This window comes from Cyclobacterium plantarum, from assembly GCF_011290685.1.
GTDB classification, from domain to species: domain Bacteria; phylum Bacteroidota; class Bacteroidia; order Cytophagales; family Cyclobacteriaceae; genus Cyclobacterium; species Cyclobacterium plantarum.
The window spans coordinates 531648-556024 of record NZ_JAANYN010000001.1 but is presented as its reverse complement, the minus strand read 5'-3'; the positions used below and the strand labels follow the sequence as shown (position 1 = coordinate 556024).

General features: G+C 41.9%; 19 protein-coding genes. 4 read left to right on the top strand and 15 right to left on the bottom strand.

Translation table 11 applies throughout. The annotated features are described in order from the left end of the window. Positions 1–219: 219 nt before the first annotated feature. The 3 genes from G9Q97_RS02315 to G9Q97_RS02305 all read right to left on the bottom strand — a co-directional run bounded on the left by G9Q97_RS02315 (position 220) and on the right by G9Q97_RS02305 (position 4964). A complete protein-coding gene (locus G9Q97_RS02315) occupies positions 220–2868 on the bottom strand; it encodes a DUF7133 domain-containing protein (RefSeq protein ID WP_166142725.1) in 2649 nt (882 codons plus the stop codon). Positions 2869–2993: 125 nt separating this feature from the next. Next, the gene (locus tag G9Q97_RS02310) at positions 2994–3686 is read right to left on the bottom strand and encodes a phosphoadenylyl-sulfate reductase (RefSeq protein WP_166142724.1); all 693 of its coding nucleotides are present in this window, start codon (positions 3684–3686) and stop codon (positions 2994–2996) included. Positions 3687–3806: 120 nt separating this feature from the next. After that, a complete protein-coding gene (locus tag G9Q97_RS02305) occupies positions 3807–4964 on the bottom strand; it encodes an MFS transporter (protein ID WP_166142722.1) in 1158 nt (385 codons plus the stop codon). Between the two features lie 383 nt (positions 4965–5347). On the opposite strand from G9Q97_RS02305, the gene G9Q97_RS02300 reads away from it, so the two are divergent. Together G9Q97_RS02300 and G9Q97_RS02295 are read left to right on the top strand one after the other, a co-directional pair. Next, entirely contained in the window at positions 5348–6037 is a 690-nt protein-coding gene (locus G9Q97_RS02300) for a spheroidene monooxygenase (RefSeq protein WP_166142720.1), read from the top strand. Beyond that, positions 6034–6954, top strand: a complete 921-nt coding sequence (locus G9Q97_RS02295) for a glutamate--tRNA ligase family protein (RefSeq protein WP_166142718.1) — start codon at positions 6034–6036, stop codon at positions 6952–6954. The genes G9Q97_RS02300 and G9Q97_RS02295 overlap by 4 nt, the downstream gene beginning before the upstream one ends. On the opposite strand, the gene G9Q97_RS02290 is transcribed toward G9Q97_RS02295, so the two are convergent. Continuing rightward, positions 6932–8140, bottom strand: a complete 1209-nt coding sequence (locus tag G9Q97_RS02290; protein WP_166142716.1) for a Gfo/Idh/MocA family protein — start codon at positions 8138–8140, stop codon at positions 6932–6934. The two genes, G9Q97_RS02295 and G9Q97_RS02290, sit on opposite strands and share 23 nt — an antisense overlap. Positions 8141–8511: 371 nt before the next feature. Here G9Q97_RS02290 and G9Q97_RS02285 point away from each other — a divergent pair, with 371 nt between their 5' ends. Beyond that, a complete protein-coding gene (locus tag G9Q97_RS02285; RefSeq protein ID WP_246255332.1) occupies positions 8512–11595 on the top strand; it encodes a PVC-type heme-binding CxxCH protein in 3084 nt (1027 codons plus the stop codon). A 10-nt stretch (positions 11596–11605) separates the two neighbouring features. Beyond that, complete coding sequence (locus G9Q97_RS02280; protein ID WP_166142714.1) at positions 11606–12499, top strand: hydroxypyruvate isomerase family protein; 894 nt, start codon at positions 11606–11608, stop codon at positions 12497–12499. A 93-nt stretch (positions 12500–12592) separates the two neighbouring features. On the opposite strand, the gene G9Q97_RS02275 is transcribed toward G9Q97_RS02280, so the two are convergent. The 11 genes from G9Q97_RS02275 to G9Q97_RS02225 form a co-directional block, all read right to left on the bottom strand. Then, positions 12593–13759, bottom strand: a complete 1167-nt coding sequence (locus tag G9Q97_RS02275) for a glycosyltransferase family 4 protein (RefSeq protein ID WP_166142712.1) — start codon at positions 13757–13759, stop codon at positions 12593–12595. Between the two features lie 85 nt (positions 13760–13844). Beyond that, a complete protein-coding gene (locus tag G9Q97_RS02270; RefSeq protein ID WP_166142710.1) occupies positions 13845–14897 on the bottom strand; it encodes an NAD-dependent epimerase in 1053 nt (350 codons plus the stop codon). 45 nt (positions 14898–14942) lie between these two features. Further along, positions 14943–16628, bottom strand: coding sequence for a capsule assembly Wzi family protein (locus tag G9Q97_RS02265; RefSeq protein ID WP_166142708.1), 1686 nt, complete (start codon positions 16626–16628; stop codon positions 14943–14945). Between the two features lie 41 nt (positions 16629–16669). Continuing rightward, positions 16670–17125, bottom strand: coding sequence for a PssE/Cps14G family polysaccharide biosynthesis glycosyltransferase (gene pssE, locus G9Q97_RS02260; RefSeq protein WP_166142706.1), 456 nt, complete (start codon positions 17123–17125; stop codon positions 16670–16672). Continuing rightward, complete coding sequence (gene pssD / locus G9Q97_RS02255) at positions 17122–17619, bottom strand: PssD/Cps14F family polysaccharide biosynthesis glycosyltransferase (RefSeq protein WP_166142704.1); 498 nt, start codon at positions 17617–17619, stop codon at positions 17122–17124. The genes pssE and pssD overlap by 4 nt, the downstream gene beginning before the upstream one ends. Next, positions 17619–18491, bottom strand: coding sequence for a glycosyltransferase (locus tag G9Q97_RS02250; RefSeq protein ID WP_166142702.1), 873 nt, complete (start codon positions 18489–18491; stop codon positions 17619–17621). Before G9Q97_RS02250 ends, pssD begins: the two co-directional genes overlap by 1 nt. Further along, positions 18492–19685: an O-antigen ligase family protein gene (locus G9Q97_RS02245; protein ID WP_222851894.1), complete on the bottom strand. Its 1194-nt coding sequence runs from the start codon at positions 19683–19685 to the stop codon at positions 18492–18494. Next, positions 19678–20634, bottom strand: coding sequence for a glycosyltransferase family A protein (locus G9Q97_RS02240; RefSeq protein WP_166142698.1), 957 nt, complete (start codon positions 20632–20634; stop codon positions 19678–19680). The genes G9Q97_RS02245 and G9Q97_RS02240 overlap by 8 nt, the downstream gene beginning before the upstream one ends. Beyond that, positions 20627–21757 carry a Wzz/FepE/Etk N-terminal domain-containing protein gene (locus G9Q97_RS02235; protein ID WP_166142696.1) on the bottom strand — a complete coding sequence of 377 codons (1131 nt, stop codon included), beginning with the start codon at positions 21755–21757 and terminating at the stop codon, positions 20627–20629. The genes G9Q97_RS02240 and G9Q97_RS02235 overlap by 8 nt, the downstream gene beginning before the upstream one ends. 26 nt (positions 21758–21783) lie before the next feature. Then, complete coding sequence (locus G9Q97_RS02230) at positions 21784–22674, bottom strand: glycosyltransferase family 2 protein (RefSeq protein WP_166142694.1); 891 nt, start codon at positions 22672–22674, stop codon at positions 21784–21786. Between the two features lie 248 nt (positions 22675–22922). After that, positions 22923–24377, bottom strand: a complete 1455-nt coding sequence (locus G9Q97_RS02225; protein WP_166142692.1) for a lipopolysaccharide biosynthesis protein — start codon at positions 24375–24377, stop codon at positions 22923–22925.

The following is a 24377-nucleotide window of genomic DNA, read 5'->3' as shown; positions in this document are numbered from 1 at the left end:
CTTTGATGATTCTCAATTTCAATTTTGACCTTATAGCATAAGGAAAATATTTCCAAAAATCAAAGATGAGTGCACTTCCAAATCTATTTTCGATACAAACTCAATTAAATCAATAAAGGTTTTTGGCGGATTATACCTGTCTTAATTAAAAAGCCGAAACAATAATGTTCCGGCCTTTTTATTTCATTAAAATCATCCGTTCAAAATACTCGAATAATGTTACTTTTGTTCCGAAAGAAAGGTAATGAGGGAGGCAAACTCTTCATAAGACAATGCATTGGCCAGGCCTGCAGGCATCATGGAGTTTTCCATTTCAGTCCTTTCTTTGATATTTTCGGTAGGTAGCGTAAAGGCTTGTCCGGCAATGTTCCGGATCACCAGGCGCTCGGCACTTTCCTCAGTCACAAATCCTACGTAAGTTTTGTCATCATTGGTATTGATCATTACGGTAGCAAATCCCTGAGAGATGGAGGCATCCGGTTTCAAAATGGATTCTGCAATCTGTTCCCTGGTCATGATACTGCCGATTTGCCCCATGAAAGGACCTTTCATTTGCTCCCCTTTCTCTATACTGTGGCAAGCCTTACAGCCCTGTTGCTCAAAAATGGCTTTTCCCTGCACCGCCTCACCCTTAATCTCCTGCATGGCCAGCAGGATGTCTTCAATGGAAGACTCCCCTATTTGGCCCTTCTGGTTTTTGATCTTTTCCAAATCTACCTCAGGTTCTTCAAGAACCTCAGTTACCGTATAATCTCCACCAAACTCCATGATTCCCATGCGGTTTTTCTGGTTCAACATGGCTATGAAATCCTTGTCGTTTTGGGTACCATTCTCCCAGAGTTGCTGAAACAAAGATTTGATCTTTGGTGATGCTGACCACATTACGGATTTATAGTATGGACCATGTGTATCTGGCCGGGTACCCCACCACCAGGAACCATCATAAGGTGCTTCCCTGGTGTATAACCTGGCCAATACGGTTAGTATACCATTTTTTAAATCAATCTCCTCCGTTCCTGCTCCGTTGTACCTGGCTATTAATCCAGCAACTGCTTCAGGGGTATGCATGTAGCGCAATGCCCAAAGTGCCAGATCGGAATTACCCGTACCCACTTCCTCTATAATTTCCTTATCAGCCCCCAGATTGACCAAAGCCCTGACAGCCAAATGTGGCAGAATGATCTCAGCGTTGGGTTTGGCATGTGGCCCCTCCTCACCAAATTCGGGTGCCTGGAAAGAACCAGGTACTTCTATCTCCATCAAATGAGGAATGGCGGCTTTATCCCCAATACGACCCAGGGCAATAATCGCCGCTGCCCTGACCCTGGGAGAAGCATCCCCCAAAGCGTCAACAAAGGGCGCTATGGATAATTCACCCAAATAGGCTTTCCTATCTGTAATTGCCCTGAGGGCGTATTCTTTCATGTTCGGATCATCCAATAATTCTTTCAGGTTTTCAAGCCCGTCAACACCCTTGATCTGAGAGTAAGCGTACATGGCCGCAACCCTGGCAAAATCCGGTGCCTGCCTGTCTGTTGCTACCTCCCAGGCCTCTGAAGCCGCATCATCCGTTCCGCGATTCAGCAATTCATGCTGGGCATAAAGTCTGCTGGTTGCGCTGCCTTCAGCCAGCATGTCGGCCAGGTCATCCACATCTGCTAAAGCCAGGTCAGGCATTTCGCTGTACTCCAAAATTTTTGGAACAACCCTTACCACAAAACCCTTTTCTTCACTCCCGGAATAACCTGCCCCATCCCAGGCTGCCATAAACATCCTGCCCGAACCATCGATATCCAGATCGGTAATCTGGGGCAATTTGAAAAATTCTTCCTCCTGTTGCGTGTACGAGGGCCCATCGGCTTTCACCCTGTGAATATACAGTTGGTTTCTTCCCCAATCTGCCATCATGGGCACCTTATTATAAGCTTCCGGCCAACGGTGGTCATCCATAAATAAAGCACCGGTTCCGGATCCACCCCCCACATCCACCAGGGCAGGAATAATTTCCTCGGTGAAATGCTTGAACAATACGGGGTAACCATATTCTCCGGTTTGGATTTGATGGATAAAGCGGATGTTCCATCCCCCGCCATCATTGGTATTTCCCCTGGTAAACATGTTCATGTAGGGATCAATCGCCACATCGTAAATGTTTCTGAGGCCATGGGTATATACCTCCATCTCGGTACCATCAGGACGTACTCTCAGGACGCCACCCCCAAGCATGGTCATTTCGTTGCCTTCCCTGTCTACAGCCCCATGAAATCCAAAATCACCAACGGCAATATAGATCCATCCGTCTATTCCCAATCGTATACCATTAGTGGCGTGGTCGGTTCCTCTTCCCTGTAAAAACTTGGGTGAACTGATATGTTCAATCAAGGGTCTGGAAGGCCCATCAGCCACACCATCATTATTATTATCTTCAAAGACCACCAGATTCATACCGGTGGCAAGGCTATCCTTCTGAGAAAATACAGTATGTAAGACAAATAGTTTATCTCCTAGAGGGATTATCCCCCTGGGATTATCCACTTCTGCATATACCGTGTGTTCGTCGGCCGTACCATCATTGTCAATATCCAGGAGTTTTACAATTCTCCCTTTGCCGGGGGTCTTGCCTAATGAGCCGATGGCATCCACCCCCACGTACACTTCCCCATACGGGGAAACTGCCAGACAAGCCGGGCTGGGTGTTAGCTCAGGGCCAGAAAACGTCTGTACTGCTAACTCTTCAGGCCAGGCCAGTGCCTTACTCAGGGAATCCAGAGACTCGGAAGTAGTGGATTCGATGATTTCTACCTGCTTTTCCGGCTCACAGGCCAAAATAAAAGACACTAAAGATAATAGGATAAAGGTCCCTCTCATAAAATACTGATTTTTTGCGGATGAAAATTATAGAAAAAGTAAAACCCATCCAACATTTGGATGGGTTTTGTGTCAAATTTACGCTTAAAATTCCATAATAGGCAAATAAGTATCTTTGTCTGCCCTTACAAATGCAAACCACACTCTGTTTTGGGGCTGTTGTTCCATCTACCACTTCTATCCTCTCCTGGTACGGTACAATGCTTACATCCTATGGAGTGATAACCAAAAGCAATAAGGGGATGAAACGGAAGTTTGTGCTCCTCGATGTACTGATCGCGTTCTTTTTCGGTTACATCCAGCAAAGGGTAAAATTTCAAAATCCCTCCTCTTTCTTCAAAAATATCCAGACTGGCACGATGGTCACTCTGCCAACTCATCAATCCGGATACCCATACAGAAAACTTGCTTTTGATTAGTTCTAGGGGTTTCACCTTGTTGATAGAACAGCAAAGTTCCGGATCTGTTTTCCAGGTTTGATTGGTACTGGTGTATTCATGGTCCTCCTTTCCAGCACTGACAGAGGCCACATTCAGGCCGTAAAGCTCCGTGAGTTTCTTTTTGTAATCGAGCGTTTCCGGAAAATGGTAACCAGTATCTATAAAATAGATTTTCTGCTTGGGATTGCATTTGGAGAAAACACTCAATAACAAGGCTGAAGTAGCGGCAAAAGAGCTCGTAAGCATCACTTCCCGCTCATCAAAATCATGGTACAACTGATGAACCCGTTCTTCCACAGTCAATTTGTGGTACTTGTCATTCAATTCCTTTATCTCTTCTTTTGAATATATTTTTTTTGAAACCAATGACTCCTGCATCCTCTTTTTTGTTTATTCTATAAAACCTACCGATTTGGTATGGTATTAAATTTTTGTAAAAATAAGCATAAAAATTTAAAAACCAATATTGCTTTTTCTTTATATAAAACCTGCTGGATTTCAGGCCACAACAGGTGAAAAGTTCTTTTTCCCTACCCAAACCCAGAAAGTAATCATCAAACCAACCAGAGAAATTAAAGCAAAAGATCCTTTCAAGCCCACCAATTCAGCAATAAAGCCGATCAGAGGGGGCCCCAATAGAAAACCAAAAAAAGAAACCGTAGATACCATCGCCAAAGCTATTCCAGGAGAATAACTGGAGGTGTTTCCTGCCAGGCTGTAGGTAAGGGGCACTACGGCAGCTGTTCCAAATCCAACCATCAGAAAACCAGGAATGACGGCCCAAATGGAAGGAAGCAGAACAGCAAGCATCAATCCTGCAAAAACGGTCAGGCCTGAATACTGCAACACCTTTATTTTACCAAATCTATTGGCAAGTTTGTCGGCAGCAAACCTGCCCATGGCCATGGCTCCCATATAGGCTACATACCCTGTTGGAATTAAAGCAGATGGAGCTTTTACAACCTTGGCCATATAAACACCGGACCAATCAAACATGCAGCCTTCGCACATCATGCCACAAAAGCCCACCATGCCCAATTGGATAATCACTGAATCAGGTTTTCTCCATTGAAAACCTGCCCCTGAAGTTTCTTTGGTTTTGGCCTCAGACACAATTCCCTTCTGAAAAAAACCTATCAAAAATGTCCCGGCAACCAGGATAAACAAGTAATGCTCCCCTGGCGAAAATTCAAAGTAAACCATGATGGCACCAATTCCAGCTCCAAAAAACCCAGCTAAACTCCATAAACCATGAAAAGAACTCAGAATGTTTCGTCCATAATCTTTCTCTATCCCAAGGGCCTGGGTGTTTAAAGAAATATTCATCATATTGCCCATTATCCCAAATACAAACACCATTAGGGCCAAAACCAAAGCTCCTGGTGAAAAGCCAATACCCAAAAGTGCCAATATATAGCAGGACATACCAATCAATACCACCGCTTTGCTTCCAAATCTAAATACCGCCCATGCAGCCAGCGGAAGTGCCAGCAGGGAGCCCAGTGGCATACCCAGGAGTACTGACCCCAACTGACCTTCACTAAGGCTGAACTGCTCCTGAAAATCAGGGATTCTGGATGCCCAGGAAGAAAAACACAATCCTGTAAGAAAAAAAAAGACTCCTGCGGAAAGTCTTCTGATTTTTAATTTCACCATACCATGCTGTACAAAGGACAAAGGTAGTGGAAAAACCAAAGCATTTTATTTCTTCTGTAAACTTTTGGCAAAGGGCCGCCAAACTTTATCCTGAGTAAACAGGTTATTCTTTTTGAAACAATATTTTTGGTATGCTTTTGACTCTCCGGGATCAATATCAATGATTTTGTTTAGGAAGCTATTCAAGGCACATTCACTACTCCCCGAAATATGGAATTTGTAATTGCAGGAACCACTATCGCATTGGCAATATTGTTGATAAGGATAATTATAAAGCGGGTTTTTGATTGAATTTATGAAATAAGACTGGTGTAATCCATTTTTGCTTTGCTAATTTTGCACAGCAACAGGCATGATACCATGGACTTTTATTACCATCTGCTATGAATTCTAAAGAAGAAATCGTATCCATCACTTTTTATGAATACCCTAAAAGGAACCGCTGGTGGGCTTTTAATCAAATGCAATTGGCAATTGAGCCTTTAAAAAAAGCCAAAGGAGTGAAGTTTTTTAAACTCATGGGGACAGGTGGTGGTTTTGGATTTTCCCTTAAACCGGACTTGAAAACCTATGCCCTGTTAATGGTCTGGAACAGCCTGGAATTCGCCAAAAACTTTACTGATTCAGATGCCTATTTACGCTTCAATCAACAATGCCGAAGCAATTTCACTTACTGGATGCAGTGCATCCAAAGCCACGGAACCTGGCATGGGCAGCATCCCTTTTCAGTCAATGAACAAAAAACAGATGGCCCGATCATGGTAATCACAAGGGCAAGGCTAAGATGGAATAAAATTTTACGTTTTTTGTCCCAGGTGCCAGAAAGCAGCAGAGCTGCAGCCGGAGCGGAGGGGTTGATTTATACAAAAGGCATAGGAGAATGGCCAGCCATTGAGCAGGCGACCTTCAGCTATTGGCAAAGCCAGAAACACATGGAAACCTTCGCTTATCAATCCGGTCATAGGGAAATCATCCGTAAAGTTAAACTGGAAAAATGGTACAAGGAAGAGCTATTTGCTCGCTTCGTTCCCATAAACTTAGACAAACAAGGGGCTGATAGTCCATCAAGATGACCCTTTCATTCCAGAAAACCAGATTGGCCCCAACCCCTAGCGGGTACCTGCACATAGGCAATGTAGTGTCATTTCTTATTACCTGCAGCCTGGCCAGGCATCATGGTGCAAAGGTATTACTCAGAATCGACGATTTGGACCAAAAAAGAACCCGGACAAAGTACATACAGGATATCTTTGATACAATGGAATTTTTAGAAATTCCATACGATGAAGGGCCCCGGTCTGTGAAAGATCTCTTGCATGAATTCTCCCAAGGACACCGAATGGATCTCTATGAAGGCATGCTTGAATACTTAAGGGAAAAAGATCTGGTTTTTGGCTGTGACTGTTCCAGAAAGAAATTGCGAGAAAATCATCCTAAAGGCTGGTATACCGGTACCTGCCTTCAGCGGCATTTGCACTTGGACAGCAAGGATATTTCCTGGCGGCTGAATGCCCTACATCAAGAACAACAGCAAATCAAAACCTTTCCTGATACAGTAAGAACCTGCATTTTGCCCCGGTCCATGAATTATTTTGTGGTCAGGAAAAAAGATGGTGACCCGGCCTACCAGTTGACTTCTCTGGCAGATGATATCTATTTCGGCGTGGATTTGATCGTCAGGGGGGAGGATTTGTGGTCCTCATCCTGCGCACAAATTCAATTATCAGGATACCTTCCTGAAGACCCCTTATCTCAGGTTACATTTTTTCACCACCCTTTGGTCAAAGAAGGTAAACAAAAACTCTCCAAATCCGATGGTGCCATGGCCATTACAACCATGCGTGAAAAAGGCATGAGCAAAGCGGATATCTACCAACTTGCAGGCAGGCACCTGGGTCTGAATGGCCCCGTCAATACCCTTTCGGAATTTGAAGCTGCCTACATGGAAAACCTAAAAAGAAACCCTCTCAATCATCATAATCCGGAATAGCCAGCGACTTCCCTCCATTCAGGGCAGATTGGTGCGCAACAATCCCTGGCACGGTATAGGCTAGTGCCTCGTATACATTCACCTCAGGCCACCTCTCTTCCAGAATAGCCCTGATAAATTCATGGGTGATGAAAGTGTGAGATCCATCGTGCCCGCTGTTGTGCCGCATTTTTTCAGGGAGCATTTCTGTTTTCCACCATTGGGGAAATTCATAGGCTTCTACTTTATTTTGGCTATGTTCAAATCCTGCATCATCTTTCCCCAGCTGATCTGCCGTTGTCACCATGGTGGCCTGATTTTCATGCCCGGAAGGCAGATAGAGACTCATTTTCTCTCCTCTCCACTCTCCCCTTTCAGCATTTCTCAAAGCTCCTTTCCAGTTTACCTCCACCCTGAAAGGATGGTTCCTGTTGGTTTGAAAAAATGCCGTTTCATTCCAGAATGGATTTTGATAAGGGTTGTCCTTTAAAAGTCCCTCGCCATTGCCCCAGCCCACACAACTTACCTGTTTCAACCTTTCACCTGTCACACTGATCAAAAATGCCGTACAATGGGTTGGGTAATGCATGGGAGGCAAGCCATGTCTCCAGGTAGGCGCTCCGTTTTCAAACCAAAGCACTTCTAGCCCCGGGTGGTTGTACTCTGCTGCAGCACTAAAAATCTCACCAAACCGGCCTTCTTTATAGAATTTTTTGGCAGAAATGGTTCCCTGCATGTAGGTGGTGGTCTCTGCCATCATATAGGTTTTGCCAGATGCTAAAACCGCCTCCTTCACCTGACCGCATTCCTCCAAATTCATGGCCAGAGGCACGGCACAAAGTACATGTTTACCCGCTATGAGGCTGGCAATGGTATGTGCGGCATGGTCTGGGGCGGGAGTTGCCAGAAAAACAGCATCAATCTTAGGATCTTCCAAAAGTATTTCCAGAGAGGGGTAACTTTTCGAACAGCCATAGGTTTCCTTCAAATGATCTCTGCGGTCTTTTCTCAAATCACTTACTGCTTCCACTACACAATCCGGATGTTCATGGAATTGAAATGTAGCCCCAAACCTACCCCCTACGATACCTATTCTTACTTTTTTATCAGATGCCGAAGGTATGCTCCATGAGGGAAATGCCCCCAAACCCAGAGATCCTGCCAACAATCCACTTTTAGTAATAAAATTTCTTCTGCTCAATTTCATGTGTTTATAATTTTATTTTCATAGGTCAGATGCCCGCCCGGATGACGCCAGTCGGACGGGGAATCTCGCAATGATAATCATCCCTCTGTGTGACGATTGCGTCATGCCTGCCTGCGGTAGGCAGGCTCGATTTCATGGTCATCGAATTTTTAGATTGATCATTGAAGATAATTAAAGATCCTGAATTATTACTCCATTTTGGTCTCGGGGTACTATCTGGAAGTAACTGTTGCTGCAGTAAAGCCAATACAGCCAAATAAAAAACAGCTATAACTGTCAAAAAAACAATTAAAATAATTGGTTTAATCGGGTAAATTTCCGTTTATTTATCCCTGATTTCTTTGCATAATTAACAATAACTTCTACCCATCATGCCCCATTTATTTTGCCGTATGCCATTATGGTTTTCAATGCTGTTTTTGGCCTTAGGCGTAGCCTGTAGTCCGGATACTGAAGAGGCTTCTGAACATCCTTTTGATCAATTGACGGAGGAAGAAAAAAGATTGCCAGAAAATGCATTGGTAGGCATCAAGGTCAACGAAAAAGTCAAGGTCAACCTTTTTGCATCAGAACCCATGCTCACCAATCCTACCAATATTGACATTGACCACAAGGGTAGGGTTTGGGTTTGCGAAGCTTACAATTACCGGCCAGCCATCACCGGCAATGAGACACGGGAGGTAGGGGATAGGATTTTGATATTGGAAGATACTGACGGAGATGGATCTGCCGATAAAAGTACTGTCTTTTACCAGGACCCCGAACTCAATTCACCTTTGGGCATTTGGGTAATGGGAAATCAGGCGATTGTTTCCCAAAGCCCTTACGTTTGGCTGCTAACAGATACTGATGGGGATGATCAGGCGGACAAAAAGGAAGTGATTTTCAAAGGTATAGGCGGAGAACAGCACGATCACGGCATGCATGCCTTTGTATTCGGCCCGGATGGTAAATTTTACTTTAATTTCGGCAATTCCGGTGGCACGATTGAGGATCGCAACGGAGAGGTATTGAAGGACAGCAACGGCAAACCCATTCTTCCTGAGCATTACAAGGAAGGCCTGGTATTCAGGTGCAACTCTGATTTTTCTGAGATTGAAGTTCTGGGACAGAATTTCCGCAACAATTATGAAGTGGCTGTAGATTCATACGGTACCATGTGGCAATCCGACAATGATGATGATGGCAACAAGGGTGTACGTATCAATTATGTGATGGAGTATGGAAACTTTGGTTACAAAGATGAAATGACAGGAGCGGGATGGAGGGCCAACAGGACCAATAAAGAAAAAGAGATCCCCCGGCAACACTGGCACCTGAATGATCCGGGCGTAGTCCCCAACCTTCTGCAAACAGGAGCAGGTTCGCCTACTGGAATGGTGGTGTACGAAGGCAGGGCTTTGCCGGAGATTTTTTGGGACCAAATGATCCATACCGACGCCGGGCCAAATGTGGTTCGTGCTTATCCGGTAGAAAAGGACGGTGCGGGCTACAAGGCTTCCATTGTAAACATCATGGAAGGAGACAAAGATCAGTGGTTCAGGCCATCTGATGTTTGCGTGGCACCGGACGGTTCTTTAATGGTTGCCGACTGGTATGATCCGGGAGTTGGCGGTCACCAGGCGGGAGATCTGAACCGGGGAAGAATCTTCAGGATTACCAATTCGTCCTCGTCTCCTGAGCAACCTGAAATCTTATTCAATACGCTCGATGGCAGTATGGAGGCACTATTGAATCCAAACCTCTCCACCCGGTACCAGGCCTGGAAAAACATAAAAGCCATGGGTAAAGATGCTGCCCCAGCCCTGGAAAGGATTTTTAAAGAAAACACCAATCCCCGATTCCAGGCCAGGGCTTTTTGGGCCCTTGCCAAAATAGATCATGATAGTGAAAAATATATTCAAGCCGCCATCAGTCATGAAAATCCGGATTTGCGGATAGCTGGATTGCGGGCTGCGCGGCAGGAAAAACTGGATCTGGCTCCATATCTCAAACAATTGGTCCGGGACACTGATCCACAGGTACGAAGAGAAGCCGCCATCGCACTGAGAAATTTGCGCATTCCGGAAGCTCCGGAACTGTGGGCCACTTTAGCCGCTCAACATGACGGGGAGGACCGTTGGTACCTGGAAGCCCTGGGTATTGGAGCGGAAGGGCAGTGGGATAGTTTTTACAATGCCTGGCTGGAAAAAACTGGCGATGAGCCGATGAGCAGTAAAAAGCAGCAGGACATCATCTGGAGATCCAGGACAGGAAGGGCTGTGAACCACCTGGCAGCACTTGCCTCCGATCAGGGCCAGCCCTTGGAGGATCGTTTGCGGTATTTCAGGGCCTTTGATTTTAATCCGGACAGGGAAGGAAAATCTGCAGCCCTGGTGAAAATGCTGGAAGAGCAGTCTTTGCGCCAGGAAAATCAGGAAGAAAGTAACCGTATCAATAAACTGGTGCTTAGCCACCTGGATCCAGCTTATTTGAATCACTCAGAAATTGCACAGAGCGCCTTGAGAAACGCGCTAAAGGAAAGCGAAGGTACCGAAGCTTATCTGGAATTGGTACAAAAGTTTGAGGTGAAGTCAGAAAACGAAAGGTTACTGGAAATGGCCTTGGTGGAAAGCGACAACAATTTGGGTAAAACAGCCGCAACCTTGCTCCTGCGCCTTGATGGTATTGAAATGGTCCGGGAAGTGCTTTACAGCGGAGCGGAAGAAAAAGTTTATCCCATGCTTTCTGTGCTAAGGGGCATAGGTACACAGGAATCTTTGCAAATGCTTGAATCCATGGCCTTTGATAGCTCATTGCCACTGAATACCCGAAAAGAAGCTACTTCAGCCATAGGCGGGAGTTATGGGGGAGAAGAGAAAATTTTGGAATTGTTAAAGTCTGAACGGCTTCCCGAAAATCTAATTCCTGCTGCAGTAACCGGTGTAAGTCGTGCCTGGAGAAAAAGTGTACGTGCAGAGGCAGCCAGTTATCTGGATAGTAGTTCCGGTGCAGACAATCCCTTACCCCCAATGAGCGAACTACTGGCCATGGAGGGCAACATTGAGAAAGGCCTGGTGGTATTTAAAACCAACTGTGCAGTTTGCCACCAGGTAGGTGAAATGGGGATGGATTTCGGACCAAAACTCACCGAAATTGGCAGCAAGCTTTCGAAAGAAGCACAGTTCATTTCTATCCTTCACCCTGATGCAGGCATTAGCTTTGGCTATGAGGGCCATGTCCTCCAAATGAAAGATGGAAGTACCCTTGGAGGAATTATTGCCAGCCAAACCGAAACCGATATTGAATTAAAAATGCCTGGTGGAAGTACTGTTCCCATAAAGACTGCAGATATGAAGACTATGGAGCAAATGGAGAATTCCATGATGCCCTCCGGCCTGGAAAAGGCGATGAGTACACAGGAATTGGTGGACCTGGTAGCCTATCTGATGTCATTGAAAAGAGAATCTAATTAATTTATTATTTATGAAAAATAACACCAATAACCCAAGAAGAAACGTATTGAAAAAAATTGCGGGTACTGGCCTGGCAGGCATGCTGGTCCCCGGTTTATCTGACCGCCTTATGGCAGCTGAAGCCCAACTGCCGGAAAACTTAAAAGGCAACGTCAACCACTCTGTTTGCAGGTGGTGCTATAACGATATTGCCTTTGAGGACTTGTGTAAGGGTGCTGTAGAAATTGGACTGAAGTCTATAGAGTTGGCAGGACCGGAGGAATGGCCCATACTTAAAAAATATGGGCTGGACTGTGCCATGCCCTGGGGAGCCGGGTTAGGGATTGAAAGGGGCTGGAACAATCCTGAGTTGCATGAGGAATTGATCAAAAGTTATGAAGAGGTAATCCCCAAAGTAGCTGCCGCAGGTTACAAGCAGATCATTTGCTTTTCGGGTAATAGAAATGGGCTGGATGACACAAAAGGAATAGAAAATTGTGCCATGGGGCTGAAAAAAGTCATGCCCACTGCAGAAAAACATGGGGTCATCATGTGTATGGAACTGCTGAACAGCAAGGTAAATCACAAGGATTACCAGGCAGACCATACAGCATGGGGAGTGGAAGTATGTAAGGCGGTAGGCTCCGAAAACATTAAACTGCTTTATGATATCTACCACATGCAAATCATGGAAGGCGATGTGATCGCAACCATCAAAAAATACCATCCCTATATCTCTCATTACCATACCGGAGGAGTACCTGGCAGAAACGAGATTGATGAAACGCAGGAATTGTACTATCCTGCAATCATGAAGGCCATTTTGGATACAGGATACCAGGGATATGTGGGGCAGGAATTTATTCCCAAACGGACAGACAAACTAGCTTCGCTAAAACAAGGAGTGGAGATTTGTGACGTTTGAAAAAAGTGCTGAAAAGTGAAAAGGCCGCTCCTTCCCAGGTAGCGGCCTTTATTGTTTTAATTAGTATGATACCTCAACAATTTCTCTGGGGTATCAATTCATGTTGATTTTATTGTCAGAAAACACATTTTGAGAAATTTCTGGTTTCCTTTTGGCGAAACGTTTCTTTCTTCTGACCGGGCCTTTTTCTGACAAGCTGGGCGCTTTTTTACAGTTGCTTTTGATATTTTTAAGGGTTCTTTTGTCCATCCATATCCCCAGAGAAACAGCCACCAGGGTCAAAACCGGAAAGAGTATGTGGTCATTTAAAGCATAACCAAAAAAGACCAAGCCTATAAAACAAAGCTTAACCGTTCCCAGTGTAAGGGCCACCTGATCGTGCTTGAGTCCCATGCGAAGTAAAAAGTGATGCACATGACTTTTATCTGGTTTAAGCGGGGATTTACCCTTCATACTTCGTTTGATAAAAATCCTGACCGTATCATATATCGGAACGATCAAAAATGCCATCCCTGCTGAAAAGGGAGCATTTACTTTCAACCCCTCCCAGGGAGCCATGGTCCCGGACTTATCAACAAATAGAATGACCAATACCACAAGCGCAAAACCTAAACTCAATGATCCGGTATCACCCATAAATATCTTCGCCGGATGCCAGTTAAATACCAAAAATGCAAGTATTCCTCCGACCAGGGTAAAGGATATCAGGCTATAGGCGGTCATTCCCAGACTAAAAAACCAGAAACCCAGAATAGTAAGCGTGACCATGCTGAGCGATCCGGCCAGGCCGTCTGCCCCGTCTATCAGGTTAAAGGAATTGGTCAACACCAAAATCGCAAAAAAGGTAATCAGCACGCTTATTAAATAAGGAATTTCATAAATACCCATAAATCCATACAAACCGGATATTCGGATATCTGCCATGATGATCACAAAAAAAGCCGGTATGGATTGCCCGATTAACTTTTGAGCTGCCGTTAATTCGATCAGGTCATCCCGAAGTCCCACAGAAAACATGATCCCAAGGGCCACCAGAAAATACCTGGTTTCTACGATTTGATCGAAACTTAGCCATGCAAACAAACCCATAAAGGCAGCAAAAACGATCGCAATGCCTCCCATGGACGGTATGCTTCCCGCATGTATTTTACGTCCTCCGGGGGCTTCCATAAAATTGATCTTTTTAAGGACCATGATCAATACAGGAGTCATTAAAAAACCAAAGAAAAAAGATGTAGCTGTTGATAGAAAAATATTCATAGCATGAAAGTTTTCACAAAAGTAAACATAATGAATTTACAATTTTAGTTTTTTTCCTTGAAATTTCATGAAAACCCCAACTTACTTACACATTATAGTAGCTTCTGTACCAATCTATAAACTTTTGAATACCAAATGTCACTGATGTTGCAGGCTTGTACCCCAGCTCATTTTCCAAAGGCTTGGTATCGGCGAAAGTAGCCGGCACATCTCCTGGTTGTATGGGTAACATGTCTTTTCTGGCTTCTTTCCCAAGTGCAACTTCTATGGCCTTGATAAAGTCCATCAAACGAACAGGGTTTGAATTTCCTATGTTATAAACCGTATAGGGAGCCTTAGATTGACTGGCATCCCCGGTAGCTGGATCCCAATCCGGATTTTCCATGGGAGGATGATCCACTACCCGGATCACACCTTCCACGATGTCATCCACATAGGTGAAATCCCTTTGCATCTCCCCATAATTGAATACTTTAATGGGTTGGTCTTCCAATATGGCTTTTGTAAACAGAAATAGTGCCATATCTGGTCTGCCCCAGGGTCCATATACCGTAAAAAACCGTAAACCTGTGGTAGGCAGGCCGAAAAGATGGCTATAGGTATGGGCCATCAATTCATTTGACTTCTTGGAAGCGGCATACAAAGATACCGGATGATCCACATTCTGACTGGTGGAAAAAGGCATTTGGGTATTGGTGCCATATACCGAACTGGAAGAGGCGTATGCCAAATGTTTGATCTCAAAATGGCGGCAAGCCTCCAGAATATTCAGAAAACCTACAATATTGGCTTGAATATAAGCGTCCGGATTGGTCAGGGAATACCTTACCCCTGCCTGAGCTGCCAAATTCACCACTTTGTCTATTTTTTGTTCCCTAAAAAGGTCAAATAACCCTTCCTTATCCTCCAATTTCAGTTGAATAAACTGGTAATGGGGATGTTTGGAGCTTTTTACAATTTTACCGTAATGGATGCTGGCTGGATCAATACCGGTTAATTTAAGGCGATCATATTTTAGCTGCACCTCATAATAATCATTGATACTGTCCACCCCAATGACTTCGTCGCCTCTTTCCAAAAGCTTTTGCGCCAGGTGCATACCTATAAAACCTGCTGTACCAGTTACCAGAATTTTCATCTTTATTTAATTTTTTGAATTAGTATTTACAAATATTTAAACTATCTAATTATCCTTAAAATCCCATAAATAAACCAAATGGAGATTACCATGAAAGGACAACAAATGCTTTCCAGTTGGAAAATCAGGACTGCTGTCGCTTGAGGTTTGCCATTGGTAATTTTTGCCATTCACCAGCTGCAATTTTGATCCCAGCAATACATTATTCCATCTCTTATTAAAAATAACGCCTACACTCAAATCCACCCAGGGTTGAACTTCATCCTGCTGTCCAAACGCACGGTAGTAAAAGTCCTGGTGGTTGGCGATCCGCTCCACTATTATCCCCAACTTGTCGAATTCATCAACAACCGAAAATTCAAGGGTTTGGCTGTTGCTGCCAGTACCTATACCCGTGCCCAAAGATTGTCCTCTATTTACAAATCCCCTTACCTGATAGTGTGTGGCCCAGGATGTTCTACCTCCTAAACCTTCATAGCGGATGTATCGATTTACGGATTCCTGATGTTGGGTCACTTCTCCTCTAATTTGGAAGAACTTATTTTCTTTGCTTAATGAAAAAAGCTTTTGAAAGCCCATCAAATAGGCCCTTGCATGTTCCGGGTTCATCAGAGCCTCCCTCCAATCATACGAGTGATCCCTTCTCCCATACTCCGCATATATCTCAGCATTGGAAGCTTTATTTACCAGACGAATAAATATTACAGCTTGTTGATCTCTGGCCTCATTGTCAAAGGCCAGGGTATTCCCATCTTCAAAAAAGTTCTTCTTTTGAAATGCATCAAAAATAGGAAAATAGTCCCTGAATTTGTCACCTCTATTATCGTTATACTGCTGAAAAGTTCTTAAAAAGCCCAGGAAAAAGCCAGGAACCCACTTTGGCTGATAGCTTACCATGAAGCCGTTCAAGTACCTCCAGTCCCCTTCAAAAGGGAGAAAATACCTATCATTCAATTGAGGGATTTGCGAAGCTTCTCTACCAGAATTTTCTAACCTTCCAACCAATACCTGCCCTTCAAAATTACCAATAGCAGTTTTTGCCGGCTTGATGGTATTTAGAGTCAAATAGGGAAAACTTTCTGCATTATTTGAAAAAGTGAGTGAGCTCCATTGTCCCGGACCCCACCAAACAGAACGTGAGGATACGCCGATTTCAAATGCTCCAAAGCTTGCTGTGAAACTTGATTGGCCCCACCAAAATCTGTTATACCCTCCATTTGAAAAATTTTCCGGGGTATCATCATTGTTCCAATAGTGAAACCGGGCCCTTTGTACAGCTGGTGAAAAACTTTCAGGAAATCCCTTAAAAGGCTTATCCTGAGAAAAAACAAATTCTGGTTGTAGCTGGAAGTTTAAAAATCCCAACCTGGCAAAAATACCCCCACTCAGGTATTGCTGAAATCCGCGACCGGGAGGAATACCAAAATCTCCCCAACCATAGGGCCTCTGCCCGTTAAAGATCTGATTACTGACTAATGGAAGGACGGAAAAATCAAAATGGCTTCTTTTAGACTCGGACTTGTTCTTTGATCCAATTTCATCCGTAATCTGGGGACGAATGGAAAGAACTTCTTTTTCCGCCGTTTCTTCAGAATGGATTACTTGCTGCCTTCTGGATAACTCCTCTAAAATTGGAGTGCCCGGTGCCAGAACCTGTGAAAAAGCATTTATATGAAAAAGGAGAAAAATGAAGGTAAAAAACCACCACTTTCTAAAATTAATCAACAACATACTACCGCAAAAAATATCTATTAAAGTAAAAAAGGAGCAGCTCAATTTCCGCTGACGCTAAATCTGAGGATTTCCTCTGTTTTATCAAAATCATGTTTTTCAAAGGGCAACAAATCTATTCCTTTAATTTGTTGCAGGGCATTGAAAAGTTCATCAAAATCAATGACCGTCAAGGCATACCCATTATTTCCCATAAAGGCTGCGATATCCAATTGGTGGTTATCTGTTCTTTCGGTATTGGGCACAATGATGATCCTCTTCCTCAGTTCCAAAAGTTTGTAAATGGTCCCTGCTCCGGCATGACAAATTATCACATCACTACTTTGGTAGTATTGATCTATTTTTTTGGAAAATGAGAAAAATGGATGGTTTACTGGCTTATATGCGCCATCAGCAATCTGGAAAGTAAAAGCCATATCCGAAGGTAAAATTAGCTCATCGAGGTACTTTATCAAAGAATCAAATCTGGTTGTACCCACTGTTACCAATATCTTCATAATAAACCCGAGTAAATTGCTTTTGGATAAAACTTTTCCTGGGATCTGTTTTGAATATAAAACCTGTCCGCCAAGCGATACATGACTTTTCCGGCATAGGATTGGGTTTCAAACCTGGACCAGGTCTCAATAAAAATGATTTTGGATTTTAGCATCTTAAATAGCATGGAAAACGGAATAGCCAGTCCCGGTCCTGTAGAAATTACTGAAACTACCTGATAATTCTTTCTAATACGAAAAAAGCATTGGAGAAAATTGAAATATTTCTGTGGGAGTTTAAAAAAATGGGCTGCAGAAAAATATTTATTTCTGAATGGGGGTTGCTCAAAATTTTCAAGGACAAGATGATGCTCAATGGATGCCCCAGTTTCTGTGATGGCGATAAAATCAATTTTTATTTCCGCATTCTGCCGATCCATTTTATTCAGAAGTCTTTCCATTTGGGCTTTGTGCCCACCAGAACCATAAATTAAAAGAATTACCTTGGGCTTCATTACTTTCCGAGCAGTTTATAATAAAATCGATGCCTGAAATATTTAATTGCCAATGGATCATCAATTCGTCCCACCTTTTGTTTAGATGCTTCCTTATATCCATTGATGTACTGCCTGGCATCCGCCTTTTTTCCTTTAAGGAACATTCTTGCAGCTCCTGCCCACACGTACAAGTAAGGTACGTGACGCATGTAAGCAGACTTGCCATAGTACTCGTAACCAAATTTTGCTCCTCTTTGCCTCAATCGAACTTCCAAATCAGGAAATGACCGTACTTTCCAATCCATCATGATGGCTTTGGCAGCAGATACCGCATCCTGAGAAACTGAAATCTTATAACCTGTATCATCCAAACATTTTCGCCTCCAAACCCGGAATCCACTAGGTGCAAAACTTCTGTTTACATAACTGGTAATGATTTCGCTTCCATAATCTTCGAGTTGACGGGCAGCGGAAGCTATACCTAATTTGGGATCCTTCCTGAAATTTTCCAGAAGCCTTCTGTAATAGTCCTTTTCCGGAACTACATCACTGTCCAAAATACCTACAAAATCATAATCAGCCTTATTTTTCTTTTCAAGATCAAAAATTTGTTCCAAACCAAATTTGATAATTCTGCTGTATTTCGGGCCAAGGGCATAGCCTTTTTCTACATCTTCGTAGTCCACCCTTTGCACTATGGTATTTTTAAATGCTGAAGCATGGTTGTCCAGTTCCTTTTCAAATATCTGAACAGTATCATCCGTACTTCCATCGTTGATAAAAATCCATAAATCAGGTTTGCGGATTTGGTTGGCCATCCCTTGAATTAAATTCCGGATGTTCTTGGCCTCATTTTTCGCCGGTGTAACTATCGCAAGTTTGTTGCCCATTTAAACGTCTGTTTTCATTAATTTCTCCTCCTTGTGTTTGATGGCTATTATTGCCAGCAACAACCACCAAAGTGTATTCAATACAACGATATTCCCAACAATCATTCCTAAAAATATAGCTGCAAGTGCTGCATATATGGCAAAATACGTGTTGGAATTGTGTATTATAGAGGCCCTTCTCATTCTGGACAAAGCATAATACAAAGCAAATAAAAACATGATCAGTCCAAATATGCCAAATTCAAGCAATACCCTTATATAATCATTGTGTGGTTCTCTTATACTGCTTTCTAAAAAATAAGGACTTGCCAGGGATGCAAATTCCAGACCCATACCAGTATACAGGCCATCCTTTGCTACCAGCTCATCGTACATCAATTTCCAGGTCACAATTCTCCACACCAGAGAGCTGCCTCCTCCTGCCTGATTTTCGGCAAGCCTCTCAGAGATCGATGTTACATCTGTCAACTCCTTGATCCTGTTTTGCATCAAAAATGCTGCTCCGGCCAGAAAAAATGGGAATATTAAAATAGCAAAAATTTTCTGCCATCGCCTGGCATAGCGAAGCATAAATAAAAACAATACCAACAAAAGGCTTATAACGCCACCCATGCCACCTAAAAATGAAGAAAGAAGGAAAATTAGAAACGCAGAGAAGTAATACCTGTATACGACTAATAAAATTGCAAAATAAGGCACCAAAAAATAACTGAAATGATTTGAATTGATAAAGGTTCCGCTGGGTCTTTCCATTCCCATAAACAAAAACTGAAAAACTGCGAGCACACTTTCCAGCAGAACGACCAGAGTATATAGTATGAAAATTTGTCGGAAAGACACTTTGCTATAGTAAGCCAAGATAAAAACCGCAAAATAAGAAAAATAGCGAACTACCCCTCTGATGCTAAAAAAGGGTTGATTGTGCAGGTAGACCGCATTCAAAAAAGCATATCCAATCAACAGGAAAAAAAAACCTGTGTAAAATAGCAAGTATTTTGGTATACTCAATTTGAACAACAATAAAAGGAAAAAACCTCCCAAAAGGGCCAGCCCTACTACTGCTCCCAGTCCTGATCTGTCCACGAGTATCCTGAAAAACAAGAGTACGACCAGCAAAACAGAGAAAAAATCCCACTGGAGAACTTCCTTTAATCGGATTTTATTTGGCAAAGAAAAATGCAATTTATCAATCATATTTACCTCTGCTGAGGACCCGGTAAGCCTTTGCTGTCACCTCAGGAGGAAAAATAGAAACCAATGTGATAACTCTACCCTTAAAATTAAGGTGTCTCCATTTGGTCTTTCCCCATAGGGATCCTGGTTTTTGCCCCACTCTTAGGGTTTGAAGCCACCTGCTGACTACCCTGGAATTTAAAAACTGAAATAACAGCGATTTAACCTCTTCACTTTCTGCTTTTTCCGCCAGCAGCTTAACGGTATCTGCTTCACAGCCCAACTCAAAAACCTGGGTTTTGGTGACCATATTTACGGAATCCCTATGATAAATTACCGTTTTCTGGGGAGACCAAAGGGCCAATTTCCCCCAATAAATAGCCCTTAACCAGGTATCCACATCTCCGCCGCGCTTGCACCTTCCTTCAGGAAAACCCGAAATAGATTCTAATAAAGATTTGCGGATACCCAATGCCCCTGTCCAGAAAGGTGGAAAGCCATCCCGGCTGTTCACTAAAAAAGATTCCAGGTCAATTTCGTGCACACCCTTGGTTTGGTGTTTTCTATGATAGGCACTGTCAAAAGACTTACTGCTGTCTTTCCCATCAAAAACATCTGTCCATGAGGTAGATACAATTGATATATCAGGCTTACTATCAATGAGGTCTGAGAAAGTAGCTAAATGGTTAGGCTTCCATGCATCATCAGCATCCAAAAAAGCAATCCAGTCAAATTTTGCTTTCGATATGCCCAGATTTCTTGCCGCATACCCCCCAGGCCCCGGCGTACCCCTTTGGAATACCTTTATCCGATCATCGTTAAAAGAAAGTGCTTTTTCATAACTGCCATCTGAAGACCCATCGTCCACAAGGATCAATTCAAAATCTTCAAAATCCTGGTTTAAAACCGAATCTACAGATCTATCCAGGTGGGGGAATTTATTGTAGATGGGAATAATAACACTAATCATCTGAAAAATGAACTTTCAATAAACGATAAACCAATAGTCCAAAAATGAAAAGAAAGCCTATAATCCCTCCTAAAAATAGAAAAGCAATACCCAATAACAGATACTTAGGCTCACTGGGTATGATTGGAACCTGAGGCTTTTGAAAAATTGTCAGCAGAGGCCTGGCTTCCTGGACCTTTATCCGAGATTGCTCCAGCTGTTGCGCCAGGGAATTATACACGTTAAATTCCAGGTTAAAATCAGACTGCAATCTGTCCTCTTCGGTTTTTACCAGTTGTGAATTGATTCCTCTATTACTGTCCCTGAATTTAGCGAGGCTATTTTGTGTTTTCTCCACACGGATTTTTGCCTCTTCTGTCCTTTCCTTGATAAAATTGAAATTTTTCAACTCTTTTTCCAAAATAATATCGGTAAGGTATTCCTTCAAATGCCTGACCAATATGTCGTTCAGCATGGCACTTGCTAAGGATTCATGCATTTTGGTTTGGATGACCAATAACCTCTCTTCCTTTTCTACTACTATTCGCTTTTTTAGCTGACTAATGGTTTTTCGCTCAGCAGGCTCAAAAGATAATATATTCCGTTCTTTTGGAATATTTGTTTTGTCAGGGATAGCCATTGGCCCTTGCTCAGAAGAAAAAAGGGTTGATTTAACTAAGGAAGGAAGGCGTAATAAGTAAAAATAAAAATGATGCTTTTCATATTCATTTACAAAATCAAACAGGGTTATACTGTCCTGAACCTCTTCCAGATAAACGTTTTCATACATCAGGTTTTTCAAAAAGTCACTTTCCATTAACAATTCGGGTATCAATTCAGCTGGCAAAGCCTCAGAATTCTGATCCCCAAGCCCCAGGTTGCCCAATCCTGAAATAGAAGCCAAACCTCCAAGAGCTTTGTTATTGAGACCTGCAGGCTGTTCCATTAGCAGCTTCGAAGTAGTTGAATATTCTGTTGGAGCAGTTATCAGATACAATAGACCCAAACTGAAAACAAAAAGGGTAATCAGCAGGATCCATTTTTTAAAACCAAACACAACTTTGATCAGCGCCTTCAAGTTGACCTCTTCTTGTTTCAATGATTTTAAAATAAATACATCCAATTCTTTGATATTACCTTTCATCTATGCCTTGTTACGAATTTTAAGATTTATTTTTTTAGCCGACACAATTTAAGCAGCTCCGCAACTCCCAACAATTCGATATACCATCTGATCAACAAGACGATCAGGTAATCGCCTAAGGAGTCAAATTTAATATAATCAATTCTTGAAATAGGAGGTAATGTTCTTTTGAGTAATGTAAGCATCTGCCGACTTAATTTTAGTTTGGAAAACGATTCAAGATAATACCCCCCAATTGTTCTTCGCTTCTTTTCGGCAATTTTTGAAATTCTTTCTCTGGCAGGATGATTGACCACTGCATTTTTGGCATAACCGATATTTTCACCGGCCTGGCTCACTTTAATGTTCCAGAAAAAATCCCCGCCCGATTGCAGGTTTTCATCAAAAAGTCCGTATTGATCGAAGAGGTCTTTCTTCGCAAAAAAATTTCCTGTTACTGATTTCTTATACAACTTTACATTACGTTCCTGCTGGAAGGCAAAATATTTTTCATAGATAAAAGCAAATTTGTTTCCTTTATCTGTTTGGAAAATATTAATTCTACCACCAACACGGCTGTAACCGTTGTATTCAATAACCTTCATGCCTTCCGACAACCAGTCGGGTTCAGGTAAACAATCTGCATCCGTAAATGCCAAAACGGTTCCCCTGGCTTTTTGAATCGCCAGGTTCCTTGCAGCATAAGAGCCTGGTTTTTCTTCCTCCAGTAAGCTTACTCCTTTTTGTTCTTTCCACCAAGAGGGAGGCGGATCAGATGGAGCATTATTGATCACCAAAACCTCGAACTGGTGCTTCGGATAGTTTTGTTCCTTTAATGCTGCAAGACACCACTTCAGACGTTCCCAATCTTTATAGGTGGGGATGATTACCGAAATATCAATTATTTGCTTTTTTTCGGAATTCACTTCTAATATCAATGCTTATCTACTTTACTTAAAAGCTTGCTATTCAACCAATTGAACTAGGCACCTACCCAATAATAGTATCTTTGTCTATAAGGCCTAAAAGGAACATTCCTTTCCAAAATACATTTAAATATAGAAATGGTTGGCAATATTCAATTATTAAAGCCTCTAATATGATTATTATCGAGAAATAAATACATATTAAATTAGAGCAAAATCAAAATATTAAAACTAATCCGTAATGATATCATTAATAAACTTTAAAACTTATGTAAATCTTTATCCTTTGACACAATAATATTATAAATTTCAAATAAAAATCCTTTTTCTAAAGGGATTACAATTAGTAAAAAAACTATGCCTCCAATAATAATTTTAAAAATAAAACTATAAATAAGCGGAATAGTAAAGAATAAGTCGATAAGGAATGAAGAAATAATTATGGACACCGAACCCAAAATTATAATAAACAAATTTTTTAATTGATCTAAAACGGATAAATGAATATACCTTAATGCAATAGCTAATATTGGTATTGATCCAAATGTACCAATTATTACATAGGCTATAACCAACCCATTAAGTCCACCAAATTTCATGCCAATAAACCAGGAAGGGATTAAAACAAAATTAAGGAACAAGGTAACTTTAAAGGCGGTTGTCGCTTTCCCTAAAGAGTTGTAAATAACACCATTTAGGGTTAAAATCGATTGGACAGCACCAAGGATGCTCAACATTTGGATAATGAAAATTGCTTCAACCCAATCCTTCCCTAAAAACAACAATACGAATTCTTTAGAAATTGCGAAAAAACAAAACATAATAGGAAAAGAAAATAAGGCAATAATTTTTGTTGCCTTAAGATAATAAAAAGCTATTACATCTGGCTGATTTTGGATTTTAGAAAATGCAGGAAAAAGCACTTTAGTAAAAACACTAGATATATTTTTAATAGGTAACATCATTAAACCATAACTCCTGGAATAAATTCCTAGAGAAGATCCTCCTAAAAATTTCCCTATTAGTAAATTATCAAGATTTCGAGTCAAATAACCTAACAAATTTGTGCCAGCAATGCCAGAACCATACAAAATCAAAGATCTTATATCGGCATATGAAAAATAAAAACCTGGTTTAAAATCAGCTATTTTCCAAACAAACAAGAGATTAAAAAAGGAAAAAAGAAGGGTTTGAAATACTAAACTCCAAACGCCATATCCATTAAAAGCCAAATAAAAAGCAACTGAATAACTAATAACAGTAGATATCCAGCCTCCTTTGATTTTTTCTTTAAAGCTTATTGATTTACTAATTAATGAGTTTGGAACACCAGTTAAGGAATTAATTATTAAACTAATAGTAACCACTCTTGTTAATACTTTAAGTTCTTCTAACTTATAAAAATCAGCAAGAAGTGGGGATCCAAAATAGAAAATTAAATAAATAACAACGCCAATAAAAAAGTTGAGCCAAAAAACACTTGAAATTTTGTTTTTTGTAAGTTTCGGGTCATAAACAATGGCTGAACTAAAGCCAAAGTCAACAAATAAATTTGCAAAGCCAGAAAATACGGTAATCATCCCAACTAATCCGTAAGCTTCTGGTCCAAGTAATCGAGCCAAATAAATCCCAAACCAGACAAAAATAACTTGGGAAACTACCTGATTGATTAGATTCCACTTAAGCCCGGATTTAACTTTAATTTTTAAAGACAT

What these genes read in the sequence shown, in the direction of transcription:
- G9Q97_RS02315 (WP_166142725.1), bottom strand. Translation starts at nt 2,868, where the DNA reads ATGAGAGGGACCTTTATCCTATTATCTTTAGTGTCTTTTATTTTGGCC.
- G9Q97_RS02310 (WP_166142724.1), bottom strand. Translation starts at nt 3,686, where the DNA reads ATGCAGGAGTCATTGGTTTCAAAAAAAATATATTCAAAAGAAGAGATA.
- G9Q97_RS02305 (WP_166142722.1), bottom strand. Translation starts at nt 4,964, where the DNA reads ATGGTGAAATTAAAAATCAGAAGACTTTCCGCAGGAGTCTTTTTTTTT.
- G9Q97_RS02300 (WP_166142720.1), top strand. Translation starts at nt 5,348, where the DNA reads ATGAATTCTAAAGAAGAAATCGTATCCATCACTTTTTATGAATACCCT.
- G9Q97_RS02295 (WP_166142718.1), top strand. Translation starts at nt 6,034, where the DNA reads ATGACCCTTTCATTCCAGAAAACCAGATTGGCCCCAACCCCTAGCGGG.
- G9Q97_RS02290 (WP_166142716.1), bottom strand. Translation starts at nt 8,140, where the DNA reads ATGAAATTGAGCAGAAGAAATTTTATTACTAAAAGTGGATTGTTGGCA.
- G9Q97_RS02285 (WP_246255332.1), top strand. Translation starts at nt 8,512, where the DNA reads ATGCCCCATTTATTTTGCCGTATGCCATTATGGTTTTCAATGCTGTTT.
- G9Q97_RS02280 (WP_166142714.1), top strand. Translation starts at nt 11,606, where the DNA reads ATGAAAAATAACACCAATAACCCAAGAAGAAACGTATTGAAAAAAATT.
- G9Q97_RS02275 (WP_166142712.1), bottom strand. Translation starts at nt 13,759, where the DNA reads ATGAATATTTTTCTATCAACAGCTACATCTTTTTTCTTTGGTTTTTTA.
- G9Q97_RS02270 (WP_166142710.1), bottom strand. Translation starts at nt 14,897, where the DNA reads ATGAAAATTCTGGTAACTGGTACAGCAGGTTTTATAGGTATGCACCTG.
- G9Q97_RS02265 (WP_166142708.1), bottom strand. Translation starts at nt 16,628, where the DNA reads ATGTTGTTGATTAATTTTAGAAAGTGGTGGTTTTTTACCTTCATTTTT.
- pssE (WP_166142706.1), bottom strand. Translation starts at nt 17,125, where the DNA reads ATGAAGATATTGGTAACAGTGGGTACAACCAGATTTGATTCTTTGATA.
- pssD (WP_166142704.1), bottom strand. Translation starts at nt 17,619, where the DNA reads ATGAAGCCCAAGGTAATTCTTTTAATTTATGGTTCTGGTGGGCACAAA.
- G9Q97_RS02250 (WP_166142702.1), bottom strand. Translation starts at nt 18,491, where the DNA reads ATGGGCAACAAACTTGCGATAGTTACACCGGCGAAAAATGAGGCCAAG.
- G9Q97_RS02245 (WP_222851894.1), bottom strand. Translation starts at nt 19,685, where the DNA reads ATGATTGATAAATTGCATTTTTCTTTGCCAAATAAAATCCGATTAAAG.
- G9Q97_RS02240 (WP_166142698.1), bottom strand. Translation starts at nt 20,634, where the DNA reads ATGATTAGTGTTATTATTCCCATCTACAATAAATTCCCCCACCTGGAT.
- G9Q97_RS02235 (WP_166142696.1), bottom strand. Translation starts at nt 21,757, where the DNA reads ATGAAAGGTAATATCAAAGAATTGGATGTATTTATTTTAAAATCATTG.
- G9Q97_RS02225 (WP_166142692.1), bottom strand. Translation starts at nt 24,377, where the DNA reads ATGTCTTTAAAAATTAAAGTTAAATCCGGGCTTAAGTGGAATCTAATC.